Origin of the sequence: Streptomyces sp. WMMC1477 (assembly GCF_027460245.1) — a bacterium.
Lineage (GTDB): Bacteria > Actinomycetota > Actinomycetes > Streptomycetales > Streptomycetaceae > Streptomyces.
Window position 1 is genome coordinate 2,861,910 of sequence record NZ_JAPZBD010000003.1, and the last position, 17,174, is coordinate 2,879,083.

Here is a 17,174-nt window from a genome sequence, read left to right on the forward strand (position 1 = left end):
CACCGTCGGCGGCGTCGGAGGGACCGCCGGAGACGACGAGACCGGGCGTGCGGAGCCTCTCCCGCACGCCCGGTCCGCTCACGCGAACGGGCGGACCGCGTCAGCCGCGCAGCCGTGCCATCCACGCCTCGACGTCGTCCGAGGTGCGCGGGAGCCCCGCGGACAGGTTCCGGTTGCCGTCCTCGGTGACCAGGATGTCGTCCTCGATGCGCACCCCGATGCCGCGGTACTCCTCGGGCACCGTCAGGTCGTCCGGCTGGAAGTACAGGCCCGGCTCCACGGTCAGGCACATGCCCGGCTCAAGGGTGCCCTCGGCGTAGAACTCGCGGCGGGCGGCGGCGCAGTCGTGCACGTCCAGGCCGAGCATGTGGCCGGTGCCGTGCAGCGTCCAGCGCCGCTGGAGCCCGAGCTCCAGGGCCTTCTCCACCGGGCTCTCCAGCAGCCCCCACTCGACCAGCCTCTCGGCCAGGACGCGCTGGGCGGCGTGGTGGAAGTCCAGGTACTTCGCCCCGGGCTTGACGGCGGCGATACCCGCCTCCTGCGCCTCGTACACCGCGTCGTAGATCTTGCGCTGGAGCTCGGTGAAGGTGCCGTTGACCGGCATCGTGCGGGTGACGTCGGCGGTGTAGAGGCTGTGCGTCTCCACGCCGGCGTCCAGCAGCAGCAGGTCGCCGGAGTTGACCGGGCCGTCGTTGCGCACCCAGTGCAGCGTCGTCGCGTGCGGCCCCGAGGCGCAGATCGAGCCGTAGCCGATGTCGTTGCCCTCGACGCGGGCGCGCAGGAAGAACGTGCCCTCGATGTAGCGCTCGGACGTCGCCTCCGCCCGGTCGAGGACGCGGACGACGTCCTCGAAGCCGCGCACCGTGGAGTCCACGGCCTTCTGCAGCTCACCGACCTCGAACTCGTCCTTCACCAGCCGCGCCTCCGAGAGGTACTCGCGCAGCTGCTCGTCCCGTTCGGCGGTGACCTTGTCGGTCAGCGCCCGCTCCAGGCCGGCGTCGTGGCCGCGCACGATGCGCACCGGGCCGCTGGCCTCGCGCAGCTTCCCGGGAAGCTCGCGCACGTCCGCGCAGGGGATGCCGTAGAGCTGCTCGCCCTCGGCGAGGCTGTTGCGGCGGCCGACCCACAGCTCGCCCTGGCCGTCCAGCCAGAACTCGCCGTTCTCCCGGTCCGAGCGGGGCAGCAGGTAGAGCGTCGCCTCGTGGCCGCCCTCGGTGCGCGGCTCCAGCACGAGGACGCCGTCCTGTGTCTGGTCACCGGTGAGGTAGGCGTACTCGACCGACGCGCGGAAGGGGTACTCCGTGTCGTTCGAGCGCGTCTTCAGGTTGCCCGCGGGCACGACCAGCCGCTCCCCGGGGAAGCGGGCGGAGAGCGCCGCACGGCGGCGGGCCGTGTGCGGGGCCTGGGCGATCGGCTCGAGGTCGCGCCGCTCGGTGTCGGCCCACCCCGTCTTCATGTTCTCGGTGAGCTCGTCGGACACGCTGGTTTCCAGACCGTTCTTCCGTCCCTTGATCGGCTGCTGCTCGTCTTCCGGGGTCTCCGGCGACTGCTGCTCGGCCACGTCGGTGCCTCCTTGCATCGGACTCAAGCCGCCCTCCATCGTATGTCCGAGCGAAGGGGTACCCCAGGGCTGCCATAGGTGACGAAAGCGGCGGTGTGGCGGTGCCCGCGCGAGGCCCCGGCCGCCGGCCGCCTGCCGCGTCAGAAGCGCGCCGCCAGCAGGACGACGTCCTCCTCACTGCACGGATCGTCGGCCAGCCCGTCCGGCAGCACGGTGTGCAGAACGTGGTCGGTCAGCTCCTCGGGGTCGTCGCGGACGGACGGAGCGGCGTCCATGACCGCGGAGCGGAGCCTGGCGAGGGCGCGGTCCATCGGCTCGCCGGTGCGCTGGACCAGGCCGTCGCTGTAGAGCAGGAGCGTTTCACCAGCGGTCAGGCTCAGCTCCACACTGGGGGCCTCCCAGCAGGTGAGCATGCCCAGCGGGGCGGAGAGCGTCGTCTCGGCGAACTCGCACCGCCGCGGCCCGACGATCAACGGCGGACAGTGCCCGGCCCCCGCGAGCGTGACGCGCCGGGCCTTCGGCTCGACGTACCCGAACAGGGCCGTCGCACACCGCGCGGGTTCGGTCAGGCGCAGGAGGAGCTCCAGGTCGGACAGCACGGCCACCGGGTCCTCGCCCTCCATCACGGCGTAGGCCCGCAGAGACGCGCGCAGCCTCCCCATGACGGCGACCGAGCCGGGCCCGGTGCCGCTGACCCCGCCCACGGAGAGCCCGAGCGCCCCCTCCGGCAGCGGCAGGACGTCGTACCAGTCGCCGCCGCCCCGCGGGCCGGTGCGGTGCCGCACCGCCATCCGGACCCCGGGCACTCTCGGCAGCCGGACGGGCAGCAGCTCCTCGTGGACGGCGGCGACGGCCGCCTGCGCGCGGCTGAGCTCGAGCCGGCGGGCGATGTGCTCGGCCGCGCACCGCAGGTAGAGGCCCAGCAGGTGGCACTGGCGCTCGGTGGGCGTGGCGGGCTCGTCGTACAGCCACATCGCCGCGCCCAGGGACACCGCGGCCTCGGTCGTCACCGGGGCGGCGTGCGTCGCCGCGAAGCCGAGCCGGGCGGCGACCTCCCGGTGCCGGGTGCCGACGCCGCGCTCGCTCCCGATGTCCGCGTGGGTGACGACGGCGCCGGGAACCGTCTCGATCTGGCCGAGGTCCGCCCGGCCGAGCCCGAGGCCCACGGTGTGCCGCGGGCCCAGGCCGTCGCCGGGCTCCAGGGCGACCAGGCCGCGCCGGGCTCCGACGAGGGCGGCTCCGCCGCGCAGCGTCTCGTCCAGGGTGGCGTCGAGCGTCTCGGTGCGGGCGAGCCGTTCCGTCAGCTCGTGCAGGGTCGTGAGGTCCGTGACCCAGGTCGCGAGGCGGTCGTGCAGGGCGGCCAACTGTTCGACGGGACCGGACCAGTGTTCGGGCGTCTCCTCGGCGCCGCCGGGCCGGCGCGGCGCGAGTCCGGCGACCGGGCCCCCGGGCGGGGTGATGTCCTCCGACGCGCGCACGTCCGCCGAACTCCCTGCGTCCGTGGGCGGGTTAGTCTGCTCCGGCGACGTCGGAGGGGGATTGATTCCAGCCACTTTTGACGAATGGGGCGTGCTCATGAGGAGCAGCTCTCGTCAGGGGTGATTTCTCGCAAAAGCATCGCAAACCCCCATGTCATGCCGCTCTGCTATCAATGCATCCAGATGTACACGTCGCGATGACGCGATGTCCAGCATCGCCCGGTTCGGGGTGCTGGTGTCCAGGAGGCTCAGGGCCCCGGGGGTGGCCCTTGTAGTGTCCCGCAGAATGGCGCGAAAAGTACCCTGCTTGTGCATATTCACGATCGACTGGCCTGGCTCAGCAGCGGCCGTACGGCTGTTCCGGGTACGTATCACCAAACGGACGCGGGGCAGTTGGGCCGAGTGGAACCCTTCGGCGGAGCCGCGCGTCGTAATCGGTGAGGCGCGGGCGCCCCGGTGAACCGGGTGCCCGTCGGCCCGAGTGGCGAACCAGCAGGGCGTCAGGCACGTTCGAACCGAACGCACGACCCAGCACGACGAGAGCGCAAGCGCCACGTGCGCGCCACCCCCCGCCACGTTCCACGCACGGCCCGCGGCATGATGCGCTGCCTCGCACACGCGGTGGCGAGAACCGGTACCGGTGCGCAGCGCCGGGTGAGCGGGCGGCAGTACGGCACGAAGGCATCACGCAGTACGGCACGACGCAATGCGGCAGTTCCCATTCCTCGGGCTGCCGGTGTTTACGGACGTTACGGAAAGGAACGAGCGCTTATGCGCGAGATCCTCGGAAGGCGACGTGTCACTCGTAGGGGGCGGCGTTCGGCCGCACTGACCTGTGCCACCCGATGGCGCTGGCCGGTGGTCCCCGGGGCGGAGCCGAGAGAACGGCCCGCGCGGGCCGCCCGGCGGCTGCTGCCCACGAGCGGAACCGGACGGACCGACGACGCGGAAATGGCCTGTTCCTGCGGGCTGCCGGACTGCGCGGTCCCCGGAGCGCACCCCTTCGACCCCGACCTGCTCGCGGCCACGACCGACGCCCGCATGGTCCGCTGGTGGTGGACGCGGCGGCCCGACGCGCCCGTACTCCTGGCCACCGGCGGCCGGGCGCCGTGCGCCCTGAGCCTCCCGCTCGACGCCGGCCTCCGCGCCTTGGACGCCTTCGAGGACCTCCGGGTGCGCACCGGCCCCGTCCTCGCCACGCCCAGCCGGCTCGTGCTGCTCGTCCGGCCGTACGACCTGCCGGAACTGGGCGAGCTGCTCCACGCGCGGGACCGGGTGCCCAGCTCGCTGCGCTTCCACGGGGATGGTGGCTACGTGCCGTTGCCCCCGACGCGGCTCCCGGCCGGGCCGGTGCGCTGGCTCCGGGCCCCCGAGCGCGACGAGCCGTGGCTGCCGGGCGTCGAGGGGCTGCTCGACGTTCTCGTCGAGGCCAGCATCAGCGCGCCGGACAGCGGCGACCGGCTCGCGCACTGAGCCTCGGCGTTGTGCGGGCACGGAGGGTGTGACGGACGCGTGCGGCGAGAGCGGCCGGTGCGGCACGCGGGTCGGTGTGCGTCGTCCGCGTGCGGGAGGTGTGCTGTGCCGGGTGTGCTGCGGGGGTGTGCGCCGGAAACACGCGGCGAGGGCGCGTGCGGGCATGGAAAAGCCCGGTCGCTGGCGACGGGGGATGCACCAGCGACCGGGCTTGTAGAACGGTAACAAGAGTTGGGCCGTTCGCAAATTCCCTCGTCCCTTTTCAGCCCCAGAAAGGCGGCTGGGAAGGGCGCTTGTGACGAGAATCACTAGTCATTGAGTGTTCAATCAGTGATCTCCGTCGTCTCGGCGGACTTCAACTCAGCGTGATCTGCCGGTTGGTCAGACCGCTGCGGGCCCGCCGCTCGTCCGCCGTCAACGGCGAGTCGTCCGCCAGCGCCTCGCCCAACCGCTCGGCGAAGGCCGCCGCGGGCTTCTCGCAGTCCTCCGCCGTCATCGCCCCCGGCAGGTCCCACACCGGCACCATCAGGCCGTGCGCCCGGAACGAACCGACCAGCCGCGTCCCGTCCCCGAGCCCCGAGGCTCCGGCGGCGTGCAGCCGGGCCAGCGCGTTCATCAGCCGCTCCTCCGGGTGCGGCATGACCCACCGCAGGTGGTTCTTCTCCGGCGTGCGGCACCAGTAGGCCGCCTCCACCCCGGTCAGCCGACTCGTCGGCAGCGCCGCCTCGTTGGCCCGCTCCAGCGAGGCCGCGACCGCGCCGTCCGCGCTCTCCGCGTTCGGCACCCAGAACTCGAAGCCGTCGTGCACCTCCGGCGTGAACGGCGCCTCGGGGTCCAGCAGGTCCTGCAGTCGCGGCCCCTCACCCGGCGCCCGCTCCGCCGCCACGGGCTGCCCCGGCTCGCCGGTCAGCGCCCGCCGCAGCACGTCGGCGAGGTCCCGGCTCAGGTCACCGGAGGGCGTGTCGTTCTGCAGCCCCACCATCACCGAGCCGTCGTCGCGCCGCAGCGCGGGCCACGCCATCGGCAGCACCGTCGCCAGCGTCACCGAGGGGACGCCCTCGGGCAGCCCGTCCGCCAGCGTCAGCGGCACCGTGGCCGCCGGGACCAGCTCGCGCAGCGCCACCCAGTCGCACTCCCCGGCCAGACCCTCGAACGGCCGCTGCACCAGCTCCGTCACCGCCTGGGCCGCGGCCCGGCCGTGGCAGGCCTTGTACCGGCGGCCCGAACCGCACGGGCAGGGCTCGCGCGCACCGACGACGGGAATCTCCCCGTCGACGCGTCGCGGCTTCGCGGCCTGGGACTGAGGACGGCGCTTCTTGGCCATGGGGCGGATCTCCGTGCATCACTGGCGGGACTGACTGACCGGCGGCCGCCCGGGCACGTCGCGAGCATCTGGCCTGCCCCGCCCGGGACACCCGCCGCCGCGGCGGGCCCTGGGCCTGATCCGGCACGATCCACGCGACCCGTCCAGGGCCGACCGGCGGATCACACCGTACGCCGTCCGGCCGCGCCCGGGTATCTCACCGGGCCGGGCCGCCACGGCAGGGTCAGACGCTGATGCCGTCCAGGCCCTCGAACCCGTCGAGCCCCTCGATGCCGTCCAGCCCGCTCGGCGCGTGCCCGGCCTTCGCGGCGCCGCCGAACTCCGGCCGGCCCACGACCGCCCACACCGTCACGGCCTCGCACTCCACGTCCTCGCGCACACCCCAGGCCTGCGCGAGCGAGGTGATGATGGACAGCCCCCGGCCGCCGTGCGCGGTCACCGAGGGCGAGGCGGGAAGCGGCCGCGTGGGACCACCCCCGTCCGTCACCGCGATCGTGACCTCCCCGGCAGAGCCCCGGCTCCAGTCCGCCCGCACCGAGTCGTCGGGCGGAAGCGGGCGAGCGTGCCGCGTCGCGTTGCTCAACAGCTCGGACAGGACCAGGACGGCGTCGTCCACGACCGCGTCCGGCGCACCCGACGCACGGAGCTCGTCACGCATCCGCCGCCTCGCCAGACCGACGCCGACCGGCCCATGGGGAACGGCCATCGTCGACGACGTCGGCACTTCCTGTGCCACCACGAACGCCACCCCCGGAACCTCCTCTGCCCCACGCATCGTGATGGATGCCCTCTCCCTACCGGCCGGAAACCGACCTGTCGCAGGTCATTGAGGCAATCCCGACGTACCGGCACGCATCGCGTGCGCCGGAGCACTCCGTGTGACCACACCCCTGGAGCCCCGCCGCGCCCCACAGCGCCCCTCCCGCACCCCGCCGTGCGCCCCCGCGCCGGCTCCGTCAGCCGGGCGCTCGGACCTCCGCGGTGCGCCCCGCGCCGTGCGGCGCTCCTGCCCCCGGCGCGTCACCTCCGGCCGAGAGCCGCCAACTGCTCCACCACCTGCCGCGGCCGGTTCGTGATGACGGCGTCCACCCCGAGCCGTGCGCACAGTTCCACGTCCAGCGGATCGTCCACCGTCCACACGTGGACCTGGTGTCCCGCACGCTGGGCCCGGATGACGTACTCCGGGTGACTGCGCACGATCCGCATGGCCGGACCGCCGATCCCCACGCCCGGCGGCAGCCGTCCCTCCCGGTGCCGTGGCAGCAGGAACTGCATCAGATAGACCGTCGGTACCCGCGGCAGCGCCGCCCGCACCCGGTGCAGCGAACGCGCCGAGAAGCTCATCACCCGGACCGAGTCCGTCAGCCCGTACTCCCGAACCAGCTCGACCAGCCGGTCCTCCACCTGACCGGCCCAACGCGTCGGGTGCTTCGTCTCGATGGCCAGCTCCACCCGTCGGCCGGCCTCCTCCGAGTCCTTGACCAGCCGCAACAGCCGGTCCAGCGTCAACACGGAGCTGCGGTCGGGGTCCGTGCGCTCCGGCTCCGGGTCCGTGCGCTCCGGCTGCTCCTCCTGGTCCTTCCAGGAACCGAAGTCCAGGGCCGCCAGATCCGCCAGCTCCAACGTCGAGACCGCGCCCCGGCCGTTGGACACCCGGTTCACCCGACGGTCGTGCACACAGACGAGGTGCCCGTCGGCGGTGAGGCGGACGTCGCACTCCAACGCGTCGGCGCCGTGCTCGATCGCCTTCCGGTACGCGGCGAGCGTGTGCTCCGGGGCATCCTCGGAGGCACCGCGGTGCGCGATCACGGAGACCGGGGAAACCGGGGAATGTGGGCCTGGCACGACGCCATCGTCCCATCCACCCCCAACCCTTCACCCCGCCCCCTCAGCAGCGGTGACCGGGGGCGATGTGCCGGAGGTAAAGGCCACACCCGAAGGCGGCCACACGGTTTACGCCGAGCTGACGGGCCATGGGCAAGGCTTTCTGCACACTGGAACCGAGCGGCAGGCGGCCGCCGACACCCCCGGCGCGCCGCCGCGGCGAGGCCAGTACCGGTGCCGCCCCGGCACCGGCGACCGTGACCGGCGACGACAGGAACCCGAGGAGACCGCTGTGAACCCCGAGCACGAGGGCGTGGGCCCATCGCCTGACGAGCGCCGCGCCGCCGACCAGGCGGCCCCGGCCGGTGACCGCGAGCCTCCGGCTGCGGCGCCCGACGCTCAGGAGCGGCCCGCCCCCGAAGACCCGACGGCGCCCCTCCCCGCCGTCCCCCCGGCCGACCCGGGCCCCGGCTCGACGGCTCCCGAGCCCCCCGGCGCCGCGGCTTCCGGCATCGCGCCCGCCGACTCCGGCCCCGGGACGGCGCCCACGCAGGCCCCTGACGCGGCGTCCGGCTCGGCGCCCCACCCAGGCCCCGAGTCCGCCCCCGGCACCGCCGCCGCTGCCCCCGGCACCCTCGGCCCAGCCGCCGACTCCGGCGTAACCGCCCCGGCCGCCCCCACCAAGCCCCCGGCGGCTCCCACCTCGCCTCCCGCCTTTCCCGCCTCACCCGGCCATGTGGCCACCCCCGCGCCGACGGCCCAGCACGGCTCGGGCGGCTGGGGCCCGCCCCCCGCCTCCCCGCCGCCCGGGAGCCCCACCGGGCACCACGGCCCGCAGGAACCACACGGCCCGGGCGACGGCAGACCGGGCCACGGCGGCTCCGGCGGCGGATACGGCCCCGGGGGGCCGGGCCCCGCCCAGCCCTGGGGCGCCCCGCTGCCGCCGCCCGCTCCACGCAAGCGCCGCGGCCCCCTCGTCGCCGCGCTCGTCGTCGCCGCGCTCCTCGCCGGCGGCGTCGGCGGAGGCGTCGGCTACTGGGCAGCCGACCGCGCCGACAGCACCTCGGAGACCGTCGGGTCCTCCTCGTCCGACGGCCAGCGGACCCTGAACCGGGCGCCGGACTCCGTCGCCGGCATCGCGGAGGAGGCCCTGCCCAGCGTCGTCACCATCCAGGTCAACGGCGGCAGCGAGAACCGCGGCGGTGGCACGGGCACCGGCTTCGTCTTCGACAAGCAGGGCCACATCCTCACCAACAACCACGTCGTGGCCAGTGCCGCCCGGGGCGCGGACCTCAACGTCGTCTTCTCCGACGGCAAGCAGTACGACGCCCAGGTCGTCGGCCGCGCCGAGGGGTACGACATCGCCGTCATCAAGCTCAGCGACCCCGACGGCGCCACCCTCACCCCGCTCCCGCTCGGCGATTCCGACAAAGTGGCCGTCGGCGACTCCACCATCGCCATCGGCGCCCCCTTCGGCCTGTCCGGAACGGTCACCACGGGCATCGTCTCCGCGCTCAACCGCCCCGTCGCCTCCAGCGACGCGCAGGGCTCGGCCCCGTCCTACATGAGCGCCCTGCAGACCGACGCCTCCATCAACCCCGGCAACTCCGGCGGGCCGCTCCTCAACGCCGACGGCGAGGTGATCGGCGTCAACTCCGCCATCCAGTCCAGCGGCGGCGGCCCGATGGAGGGCCCTGCGGGCAGCATCGGCCTCGGCTTCGCCATCCCCATCGACCAGGCCAAGCGCGTGGCGACGACCCTGATCGAGACAGGCGAGCCCGTCTACCCGATCATCGGGGCCACCGTCGAGATGCGCCAGAGCGGCAACGGCGCCCTCATCTCCGAGCGCGGCGAGGGTGACGCACCCGCCGTCACCCCGGGCGGCCCGGCCGACCGCGCGGGCCTGCGACCCGGCGACGTCATCACCAAGTTCGACGGCACCCCCATCGACAGCGGCCCCACGCTGATCAGCGAGATCTGGACCCACACCCCCGACGAGACGGTCACCCTCACCTACGAACGCGACGGCAAGGAGACCCAGGTCGAACTGACCCTGGGTGAGCGCGTGGGCGACGGCGACTGAACCGTTAGGCTGTTCCTCGCGCGGAGCCCGGCGCCCCGCGCGAGGAGGTGTGCCCGAGCGGCCGAAGGGAACGGTCTTGAAAACCGTCGTGGCAGCGATGTCACCGTGGGTTCAAATCCCACCGCCTCCGCGCTGACGCCGACGCGAACGGCCCTTGACCTCGGATCTTGGGTTCAAGGGATCGTCGCAACACCGCTTGGTTTCAGGTGGTGAGTAGATCACGTAGACGCTCGGCTGGGGTATCCCAGTCGAGCGTCCTGCGTGGGCGGCCGTTGAGCTCCCGAGCGACGTGCTTTGAGGTCTTCGGGGCTGTGGACGCTCAGGTCGGTGCCCTTGGGGAAGTACTGCCGCAGGAGTCCGTTCATGTTCTCGTTCGAGCGGCAGCCCACCGGGCGGCGGCCTCGCGCAGGCCCCGGTGCTCGCCGGCCGCCCCAAGATCAACCCGCTCAACGCCCACGGTCCTCGCAACTCCCACAGATCGCGGGTGTTGCGAGGACCGTGAGAACCCAAGGATTGTGGTCAGGGGCCGTTGGCGTGTGCCGCCGCTGGTGCCCGTTCGGCGTGGGGGGCGTGGTGGGCTTGACCTTGTCGCGACGGCAACGTTTGTCCTGAGGCCATGCGCATCGGAGAGCTCGCCGCTATCGCCGGCATCACGACCCGGGCCGTACGGCACTACCACCGCATCGGCCTGCTGGCGGAGCCGCCACGGCAGACCAACGGCTACCGCGAGTACGCGCTGCGGGACGCCGTCGAGCTGGCCCGGATTCGTCGGCTGACGGAGCTGGGGCTCAGTCTCGACGAGGTGAGGGACGTGCTCGCCGACGACGCGGGCAGGGAGCTGGCCGAGGTACTGACCGAGCTCGACGCCGACCTGGCGCGTCAGGAGGAGTCCATTCGACGGCGCCGGGTGCGGCTCGCGGAGCTGTTGCGCCAGGCCGAGGGCGGTCGGCTGCCGGACGAGTCGCCCGTCACCCCGGAACTGGCCGATCTCTTCGCCGACATGGCCAGGGCCTCCGCGCGGCTGCCGGGCCCCGAGCCGGCGATGGCGGCCAAGGAGCGGCAGCTGATGGCCCTGCTGGACACCGCGTCGCCCGGCGGCGACCGTGGCTGGCTCGACGCCATGGTGCACAGCCTCAGTGCCGACCCGGCGGCCATGCGGCGGGCCTATGAGGTCTACGCGCGGCTCGACGAGCTGGCCGAGGCGGCCGAGGACGACCCGCGGGTGGACTCGACGGCACGCGCGATCGTCGACAGCGTTCCGGAGGAGGTGGCACGGGCGCTGGACCTCCCCGAGAGCAGCGAGGCGGGGGAGAGCGGCAGGTTCGCGGGGGCGTTCTTCGCCGACTTCGCGCCGGCCCAGGCCGCGGCCGTGCGCCGGGCCGTGGAGCTGCTGCGGGAGGGCGCGCGGTGAGGACGCTGCGGAAGGCGGTGCGCTGGTCGCTCGCCGCGCTGGTGCCGCTGGAGTTCGTGCTCGTGCTGTGCGTGGTCGGCGGGGTGCGGGTGGCGCCGGGCGCCCGGATGGCGGTGGAGCTCGCGGTGCTGGCCGTGGCAGCTGTCACCGGAGCATTGCTCCTCCGGGACGTCCGGCGGCACCGCCGTGTGGGGCTGCGTGGCCGTGCGGCGCTGCTCGCCGCGGTCGAGGACGCCGTCCCGGTGCCCGTGCGGAAGCTGACCGCCCACGAGTTCTTCCTCTCGACCAGCTTTCTCCGGTGGGTGACGCGCCGGGGTCCGCACGGCGTGCGCGAGGGCGATCTGCCCGTCGCGTACGCCCCGGGGCAGACGGCGGTGATGGCAGCGTTCCTGTTCGCCTGCGTCGTCGAGACGGTGGCCCTCGCGCTCCTGATCCCCTGGCCGGTGGTGCACGCGGTCACGCTGGTCGTGGACGTCTGGAGCTGCTATTTCGTCATCGCCCTGCACGCTTCCTGTGTGGTGCGGCCGCACGTGATCGGGGCCGACGGGTCACTGCGCCTGCGCTACGGGGTGCTGCTGGACATCCGTGTCCCGCCCGAACGCGTGGCCTCCGTTCGCCTGGAGCGGACGTTCCCGGAGGGCAAGCTGGCCGCCGTGGACGAGGGCGGGGTCGCCGACATGGCCGTGGCGGCCCAGACGACGGTCACCGTCGAGCTGGCCGAGCCGGTGCGGTTCGTTCGGGCTCTGGGGAGGCCTGCCGAGGCCCGTGCCTTCCGCTTCTATGCCGAGGACCCGGGGTCGGTGGTGGCCGCGCTCAGGGCGCGGGCCGGTTCCACCACGGCGGGGCGGGGCGACTGACGGTGGGAAGACATTCCGAACGGCTTTTTTTCGTATGTGTATTGGGGTATCGAGGCGGCGGTTGGGGCAATGGGGTGAACGGCGGCCGGAAGGCGGGAGAGGGCGGTATCGGTCGTGGTAGTCCGGGCTGGTTACAACGCCTACCCGAGGAATCCCCATGCGTCATGCGTCGTTGCTCGCCATCGATTTCGAATCCGGGATCGAGGAATCGTTCACCTCGGTCGCGACGTTCGTGCCGAAGCTGGCCGCCTTTCTCGTCATCCTGCTCATCGGCTGGTTCATCGCCAGCATGCTGGCGAAGCTGGTGCGGACCATTCTCGACAGGGTCGGCTTCAGCCGTGTCACCGAGAAGAGCGGGCTCGACCGCGTCCTCGAACGCTCGCAGTTCGACGCGATCGACATCATCGCCAAGCTGGTCTATTACGCCGTCCTGTTGATCGTTCTGCAGGTCTCCTTCTCCGTCTTCGGACCCAACCCGATCAGTGACCTGCTGAAGGGCGTCGTCGCCTGGATTCCGAAGGCCATCGTCGCGATCATCATCGTCATCGTCGTCGCGGCCATCGCGAACGGGGTCAAGACGCTGATCAGTGCCGCCCTCAGCGGCGTCTCGTACGGGCGTCTGCTGGCCAACACGGCCGCGGTGTTCCTGCTCGGCCTCGGCATCATCGCCGCGCTCAACCAGATCGGGGTCGCCGTCTCCGTGACGGTCCCGGTGCTGGTCACGGTGCTCGCGACGGTCGGCGGCATCCTGGTCGTCGGCGTCGGCGGCGGCCTCGTACGTCCCATGCAGCAGCGGTGGGAGCGCTGGCTCGACGGCGCCGAGCGCGAGACCGCACGGCTGCGCGAGGAGTCCGGTGAGGACGAGCGCGTCGAGGTGGGCGTTTCCGCGGGGCCCGGCGCCTGACGACAGCGGCTTCACGGCTCGGCTCCGGGAAGGGGCGTCTCCGGACGGGGGCGCCCCTTCCCGTGTGCGGGGCGGGCGGTGCCGGTGGTCGGGGCGCGGCGGCCGGGGTGGCGGCGCCCGGCTCGGGCCCGCCGGGTCGTGCGAGCCGCGACCGGGAGCGGCTTGGCTGGTGAGGACTGGAGCAGCCGCCCGGTGGAGAGGGTGGAGAGGGCGGAGGAGGGGGGTGACCGACTGATGGTGACCTGGCTGGCTGAGCACGCCGTGGCGTGGGGAGGTGTCGGCATACTCGCGGTCGTGCTGGTCCTGCCGGCGTTGGAGGCCGCGTTACCGGTGGCCGGGGTGCTGGTGCCCGGGCAGACGGCGCTGGTGGTGGGCGGGTTGTTGTCGTGGCACGGCCATGTGCCGGTGGTGGCGGCGATCGTCGCGGCGCTGGTGGGCGGGGTGGTGGGCAACGTCGTCGGGTATGTGGCGGGGAGGCGGTGGAAGGCGCGGGTGCCGGCCGGGGTGGTGCCGCGGCCTTACCCGACGCGGCGGTTGCGGAAGTGGCAGCGTCGCACCGAGCGGGGGTTGGCGCTGGTCGAGCGCTGTGGCGGGGGAGCCGTGTTCATCGGACGGTTCACGGGGGTGCTGCGCACCGTGGTCCCGACGCTGTGCGGGGTGGCCGGTATGCCGCTGCGGCGCTATGTGCTGTGGACCGTGCTGAGCAGCGCGATATGGGCCCCGGTGTTCGTGCTGGCGGGCTACGCCCTGGGCCCGGCCGGGCGGTTATAGGGCCGCCCGGCGGGGGTGGATCGGGATGTATTCGAGTTTATCGGTAAGTCGTCATGCTTGCGGGGGAAACGGGGCGCAGTGGGGGGTGTGGCGGGTGCGGGGCGGGCAGCGTTGGGTCGCGACGTCGTTCCGCTCGGGTGGTAGGCCAACCCCCCGGCACGACAACCGAGTTCCGTTTCTGGAGGAATCCGACATGGCACGTGTCCGTACCGCTCGCCTCATCGCCGCAGCCGCGGCCCTGCCGCTCACCGTGGCGGTGTTCGGGGGCGTGGCACAGGCCGACAACGGCGCGTTCGCGGGGGATGGGTCGAACGCGAGCGTGGTCAGCAGCGTGGGCAGCGGGGTGATGGGGAACAACAACGGCAACTCGACGACGAACCAGCAGGCCGCGACCGGCTGGGGCGCCTCGAACCAGGCCAACAACGCGAGCGCCAACGGCCCCGGCCTCACGACGATCGACCAGGACACCGTCGCGATCAACTTCTGGAACCTGATGAGGTGACGGGGTCGGCGCTCCTTGGGGAAGGTCGGCGCCGAGGGAGACCAGTGAGGTAGGCACGGGCCGTGAGGCCGCACCGCTCCGGTGCGGCCTCACGGTCCTTTCACGTGCGGTGGCCCGGCTCACCGCACGAGGCCGACGAGGTGCTCGCCGGCCGGTCCTCCGCCTCCCGCGCGGGCTCCCTCGGGGAGGCACCCCTTAGGGGTGGGGGTCGCCCCTCCACCCCTGGGAGGTGCGGGTGGAGACGGCACTACAACTTGAGGGGGAGAGGGCTCGGCACTTCCGGCCGATCCCCGGCCGGGACCAGCGCTCATAGCGTTGGGGACATGACCACGCCTGGGACTTCCGTCGGCAACACCGCGCCCGTCGCCGGCCCTGTCGGCGCCACTGTCACGCCGCTCGTTCCGCGCCGTTCGACGTCTGCCGACGCGGCGGCCTCCACCGCCGCGCGTTCCGGCAAGCGCGTGGCGGACGTCACGGAGCTGGCCTCGGCGCCCTCCGCGATGTCGGCCGCGTCCGCCGTGTCGGCCGCGTCCGCCTCGACGCCCTCGTTCACCTCCTACGTGCGCCAGCGCGGCCCCGTGCTGCTGCGCACCGCGCGCTCGCTCACCGCGGACCCCTGCGACGCCGAGGACCTGCTGCAGACCGCGCTGACCAAGACCTACCTCGCCTGGGAGCGCATCGAGGACCACCGCGCCCTGGACGGCTACGTGCGGCGCGCGCTGATCAACACGCGGACCTCCCAGTGGCGCAAGCGCCGGGTGGACGAGTTCACCTGCGAGGAGCTGCCCGAGCCGGAGCCGCGGCCCGGCCCCGACCCGGCCGAGCAGCAGGCCATGCGCGACGCGATGTGGCGCGCGGTGATGAAGCTGCCCGTGCGGCAGCGGGCCATGGTCGTCCTGCGCTACTACGAGGACCTGAGCGAGGCGCAGACGGCCGAGATCATGGAGGTGTCCGTGGGTACGGTGAAGAGTGCCGTCTCGCGGGCGCTGGCCAAGCTCCGCGAGGACCCGCAGCTCACGGCGGACGCTCTGGACGCCGCGGCCTGACGCGGAACGGCGTCCTTCGGCGGCCCACGGCCACCCGCGAGGGCCGGTGGCTCCTGCGGTCACCCGTGGCGGTCGGTGTCTCACCGTGGCCGGTGGAGGCCGTTCGGCCGCCGGATCCGGCTGTCGCTTACGACACGGTCGCCAGGTAGTGACATGCGGTCTAGCGGGGCCCAGAATCAGCGCGTTACCCGCACGTAGCTGGTCTCGGGAGGCAGGCCCATGCTGAGCACGATGCAAGACGTACCCCTTCAGGTCGCACGGATCCTGGAGCACGGCCGGACCGTCCACGGGAAGGCCGAGGTCATCACCTGGACGGGGGAGGGCGAGCCGCAGCGGCGTTCGTTCGCCGAGATCGGCGCGCGGTCCGCGCAGCTCGCCCACGGTCTGCGGGACGAGCTCGGCGTCACCGGTGACGAACGGGTCGGGACTCTTTGCTGGAACAACGCGGACCACGTCGAGGCGTACCTCGCGGTTCCCTCCATGGGCGCCGTCCTGCACACGCTGAACCTGCGGCTGCCTCCGGCCCAGCTGGCCTGGGTCGTCAACCACGCTGCGGACCGTGTCGTCATCGTCAACGGAACGCTGCTGCCGCTGCTCGTGCCGCTGCTGCCGCAGCTCAAGAGCGTCGAGCACGTCGTCGTCTCCGGAGCGGGCGACCGGGCGGCCCTGACCGAGGCCGCAGCGGGCGCCGGTGTGCGGGTACACGAGTACGAGGAGCTGATCGGCGGCCGTCCGACGACGTACGAGTGGCCGGACGTCGACGAGCGGCAAGCGGCCGCACTCTGCTACACCTCCGGCACGACCGGGGACCCCAAGGGCGTGCTGTTCAGCCACCGTTCCGTCTACCTGCACGCGATGCAGGTCAACTCGGCCGAGGCCTTCGCTCTCACGGGTAACGACATCGTCATGCCGGTGGTCCCGATGTTCCACGTGAACGCCTGGGGGCTGCCGCACGCCGCGTTCATGGCCGGTGCGTCGATGCTGATGTCCGACCGCTTCCTTCAGCCGGCCCCGATCGCGGAGATGATCGCCACCGTCCGTCCGACGGTGTCCGGCGCGGTGCCGACCATCTGGCAGGGCCTGCTGGCCGAGCTGGAGGCCAACCCGCGCGACGTCTCCTCCCTGAGCAGAGTCGTCATCGGCGGTTCCGCCTGTCCGCCGAGCCTGATGCGGGCCTTCGAGGAGCGGCACGGCGTCACGCTGATCCACGCCTGGGGCATGACGGAGACGTCGCCGCTCGGCACCGTCGCGCGCGTCCCCGCCGGCGTGGGCGAGGACGAGAGCTGGGCGTACCGGCTCACGCAGGGTCGGCTGCCCGCGTCCGTCGAGGCTCGGCTGGCGGCGCCGGACGGGACCTTCGCGCCCTGGGACGGCGAGAGCACGGGCGAGCTGGAGGTGCGCGGGCCGTGGATCGCCGCCGCCTACTACGGTGGCGCGCTCAGCGACCAACCGCTGCGTCCCGAGGACAAGTTCAGCCCCGACGGCTGGCTGCGCACCGGCGACGTCGGCACCATCTCCCCGGACGGCTTCCTGACGCTCACCGACCGTGCCAAGGACGTGATCAAGTCCGGTGGCGAGTGGATCTCGTCCGTCGAGCTGGAGGGGCACCTGATGTCCCACCCCGACGTCGCCGAGGCGTGCGTCGTGGCCGTGCCGGACGAGAAGTGGGGGGAGCGGCCGCTGGCCACGGTCGTCCTGCGGGAGGGCGCGACGGCGGACTTCGCCGCCCTGCGCGCGTTCCTCGGCGAGCACGTGGCGAGCTGGCAGCTTCCGGAGCGCTGGACGGTGATCCAGGAGGTCCCGAAGACGTCGGTCGGCAAGTTCGACAAGAAGCTGCTGAGGAAGCGGCACGCCGAGGGCGAGCTGGACGTCACGACGGTGTAGACGCGCCATGGGGCCGAGGACGGCGCCGGGTGGCGCCCGGCACCGTCCGGCCCGGC

At 73.0% G+C, this 17,174-nt stretch carries 14 protein-coding genes, 1 tRNA gene and 1 pseudogene; 10 read left to right on the plus strand and 6 right to left on the minus strand.

Going from position 1 to position 17,174, the window contains the following annotated elements:
* Positions 1 to 100 precede the first annotated feature (100 nt).
* Together O7609_RS13210 and O7609_RS13215 are read right to left on the minus strand one after the other, a co-directional pair.
* The gene (locus O7609_RS13210; protein ID WP_269743622.1) at positions 101 to 1,561 is read right to left on the minus strand and encodes an aminopeptidase P family protein; all 1,461 of its coding nucleotides are present in this window, start codon (positions 1,559 to 1,561) and stop codon (positions 101 to 103) included.
* A gap of 140 nt (positions 1,562 to 1,701) precedes the next feature.
* Entirely contained in the window at positions 1,702 to 3,138 is a 1,437-nt protein-coding gene (locus O7609_RS13215) for a PP2C family protein-serine/threonine phosphatase (RefSeq protein ID WP_269736750.1), read from the minus strand.
* A gap of 672 nt (positions 3,139 to 3,810) precedes the next feature.
* On the opposite strand from O7609_RS13215, the gene O7609_RS13220 reads away from it, so the two are divergent.
* A complete protein-coding gene (locus O7609_RS13220; RefSeq protein WP_269736749.1) occupies positions 3,811 to 4,512 on the plus strand; it encodes a bifunctional DNA primase/polymerase in 702 nt (233 codons plus the stop codon).
* Between the two features lie 355 nt (positions 4,513 to 4,867).
* Here the strand turns inward: O7609_RS13220 and O7609_RS13225 are convergent, their stop codons facing one another.
* The 3 genes from O7609_RS13225 to O7609_RS13235 form a co-directional block, all read right to left on the minus strand.
* On the minus strand, positions 4,868 to 5,836 hold the full coding sequence (locus O7609_RS13225) for a DUF5926 family protein (protein WP_269743623.1): 969 nt from the start codon (positions 5,834 to 5,836) through the stop codon (positions 4,868 to 4,870).
* Positions 5,837 to 6,059: 223 nt separating this feature from the next.
* Positions 6,060 to 6,611 (minus strand): ATP-binding protein, encoded by a 552-nt coding sequence (locus O7609_RS13230; RefSeq protein WP_269736747.1) that lies wholly within the window; start codon positions 6,609 to 6,611, stop codon positions 6,060 to 6,062.
* A gap of 245 nt (positions 6,612 to 6,856) precedes the next feature.
* Positions 6,857 to 7,645, minus strand: a complete 789-nt coding sequence (locus tag O7609_RS13235; protein WP_269736746.1) for a glycerophosphodiester phosphodiesterase — start codon at positions 7,643 to 7,645, stop codon at positions 6,857 to 6,859.
* A gap of 307 nt (positions 7,646 to 7,952) precedes the next feature.
* Here O7609_RS13235 and O7609_RS13240 point away from each other — a divergent pair, with 307 nt between their 5' ends.
* Together O7609_RS13240 and O7609_RS13245 are read left to right on the plus strand one after the other, a co-directional pair.
* Positions 7,953 to 9,743, plus strand: coding sequence for a S1C family serine protease (locus O7609_RS13240; RefSeq protein WP_269743625.1), 1,791 nt, complete (start codon positions 7,953 to 7,955; stop codon positions 9,741 to 9,743).
* Between the two features lie 43 nt (positions 9,744 to 9,786).
* Positions 9,787 to 9,873 (plus strand) — tRNA-Ser (locus tag O7609_RS13245).
* Between the two features lie 72 nt (positions 9,874 to 9,945).
* On the opposite strand, the pseudogene O7609_RS13250 reads toward O7609_RS13245, so the two are convergent.
* Positions 9,946 to 10,120: pseudogene (locus O7609_RS13250) on the minus strand (transposase); the annotation flags it as partial.
* 239 nt (positions 10,121 to 10,359) lie between these two features.
* On the opposite strand from O7609_RS13250, the gene O7609_RS13255 reads away from it, so the two are divergent.
* The 7 genes from O7609_RS13255 to O7609_RS13285 all read left to right on the plus strand — a co-directional run bounded on the left by O7609_RS13255 (position 10,360) and on the right by O7609_RS13285 (position 17,118).
* Positions 10,360 to 11,154, plus strand: coding sequence for a MerR family transcriptional regulator (locus O7609_RS13255; RefSeq protein ID WP_269743626.1), 795 nt, complete (start codon positions 10,360 to 10,362; stop codon positions 11,152 to 11,154).
* The gene (locus tag O7609_RS13260; RefSeq protein WP_269743627.1) at positions 11,151 to 12,011 is read left to right on the plus strand and encodes a hypothetical protein; all 861 of its coding nucleotides are present in this window, start codon (positions 11,151 to 11,153) and stop codon (positions 12,009 to 12,011) included. Before O7609_RS13255 ends, O7609_RS13260 begins: the two co-directional genes overlap by 4 nt.
* A 157-nt stretch (positions 12,012 to 12,168) precedes the next feature.
* Positions 12,169 to 12,915, plus strand: coding sequence for a mechanosensitive ion channel family protein (locus O7609_RS13265; RefSeq protein WP_269736725.1), 747 nt, complete (start codon positions 12,169 to 12,171; stop codon positions 12,913 to 12,915).
* 234 nt (positions 12,916 to 13,149) lie between these two features.
* On the plus strand, positions 13,150 to 13,686 hold the full coding sequence (locus tag O7609_RS13270; RefSeq protein ID WP_269743628.1) for a DedA family protein: 537 nt from the start codon (positions 13,150 to 13,152) through the stop codon (positions 13,684 to 13,686).
* Between the two features lie 193 nt (positions 13,687 to 13,879).
* A complete protein-coding gene (locus O7609_RS13275; RefSeq protein WP_269736723.1) occupies positions 13,880 to 14,188 on the plus strand; it encodes a hypothetical protein in 309 nt (102 codons plus the stop codon).
* Positions 14,189 to 14,688: 500 nt separating this feature from the next.
* Positions 14,689 to 15,234 (plus strand): SigE family RNA polymerase sigma factor, encoded by a 546-nt coding sequence (locus O7609_RS13280; RefSeq protein WP_269737278.1) that lies wholly within the window; start codon positions 14,689 to 14,691, stop codon positions 15,232 to 15,234.
* Between the two features lie 219 nt (positions 15,235 to 15,453).
* Entirely contained in the window at positions 15,454 to 17,118 is a 1,665-nt protein-coding gene (locus tag O7609_RS13285; protein WP_269736722.1) for a long-chain fatty acid--CoA ligase, read from the plus strand.
* The last annotated feature ends 56 nt before the right edge of the window (positions 17,119 to 17,174 follow it).

What these genes read in the sequence shown, in the direction of transcription:
- O7609_RS13280 (WP_269737278.1), top strand. Translation starts at nt 14,689, where the DNA reads ATGTCGGCCGCGTCCGCCGTGTCGGCCGCGTCCGCCTCGACGCCCTCG.
- O7609_RS13270 (WP_269743628.1), top strand. Translation starts at nt 13,150, where the DNA reads ATGGTGACCTGGCTGGCTGAGCACGCCGTGGCGTGGGGAGGTGTCGGC.
- O7609_RS13285 (WP_269736722.1), top strand. Translation starts at nt 15,454, where the DNA reads ATGCTGAGCACGATGCAAGACGTACCCCTTCAGGTCGCACGGATCCTG.
- O7609_RS13220 (WP_269736749.1), top strand. Translation starts at nt 3,811, where the DNA reads ATGCGCGAGATCCTCGGAAGGCGACGTGTCACTCGTAGGGGGCGGCGT.
- O7609_RS13225 (WP_269743623.1), bottom strand. Translation starts at nt 5,836, where the DNA reads ATGGCCAAGAAGCGCCGTCCTCAGTCCCAGGCCGCGAAGCCGCGACGC.
- O7609_RS13275 (WP_269736723.1), top strand. Translation starts at nt 13,880, where the DNA reads ATGGCACGTGTCCGTACCGCTCGCCTCATCGCCGCAGCCGCGGCCCTG.
- O7609_RS13230 (WP_269736747.1), bottom strand. Translation starts at nt 6,611, where the DNA reads ATGCGTGGGGCAGAGGAGGTTCCGGGGGTGGCGTTCGTGGTGGCACAG.
- O7609_RS13265 (WP_269736725.1), top strand. Translation starts at nt 12,169, where the DNA reads ATGCGTCATGCGTCGTTGCTCGCCATCGATTTCGAATCCGGGATCGAG.
- O7609_RS13255 (WP_269743626.1), top strand. Translation starts at nt 10,360, where the DNA reads ATGCGCATCGGAGAGCTCGCCGCTATCGCCGGCATCACGACCCGGGCC.
- O7609_RS13215 (WP_269736750.1), bottom strand. Translation starts at nt 3,138, where the DNA reads ATGAGCACGCCCCATTCGTCAAAAGTGGCTGGAATCAATCCCCCTCCG.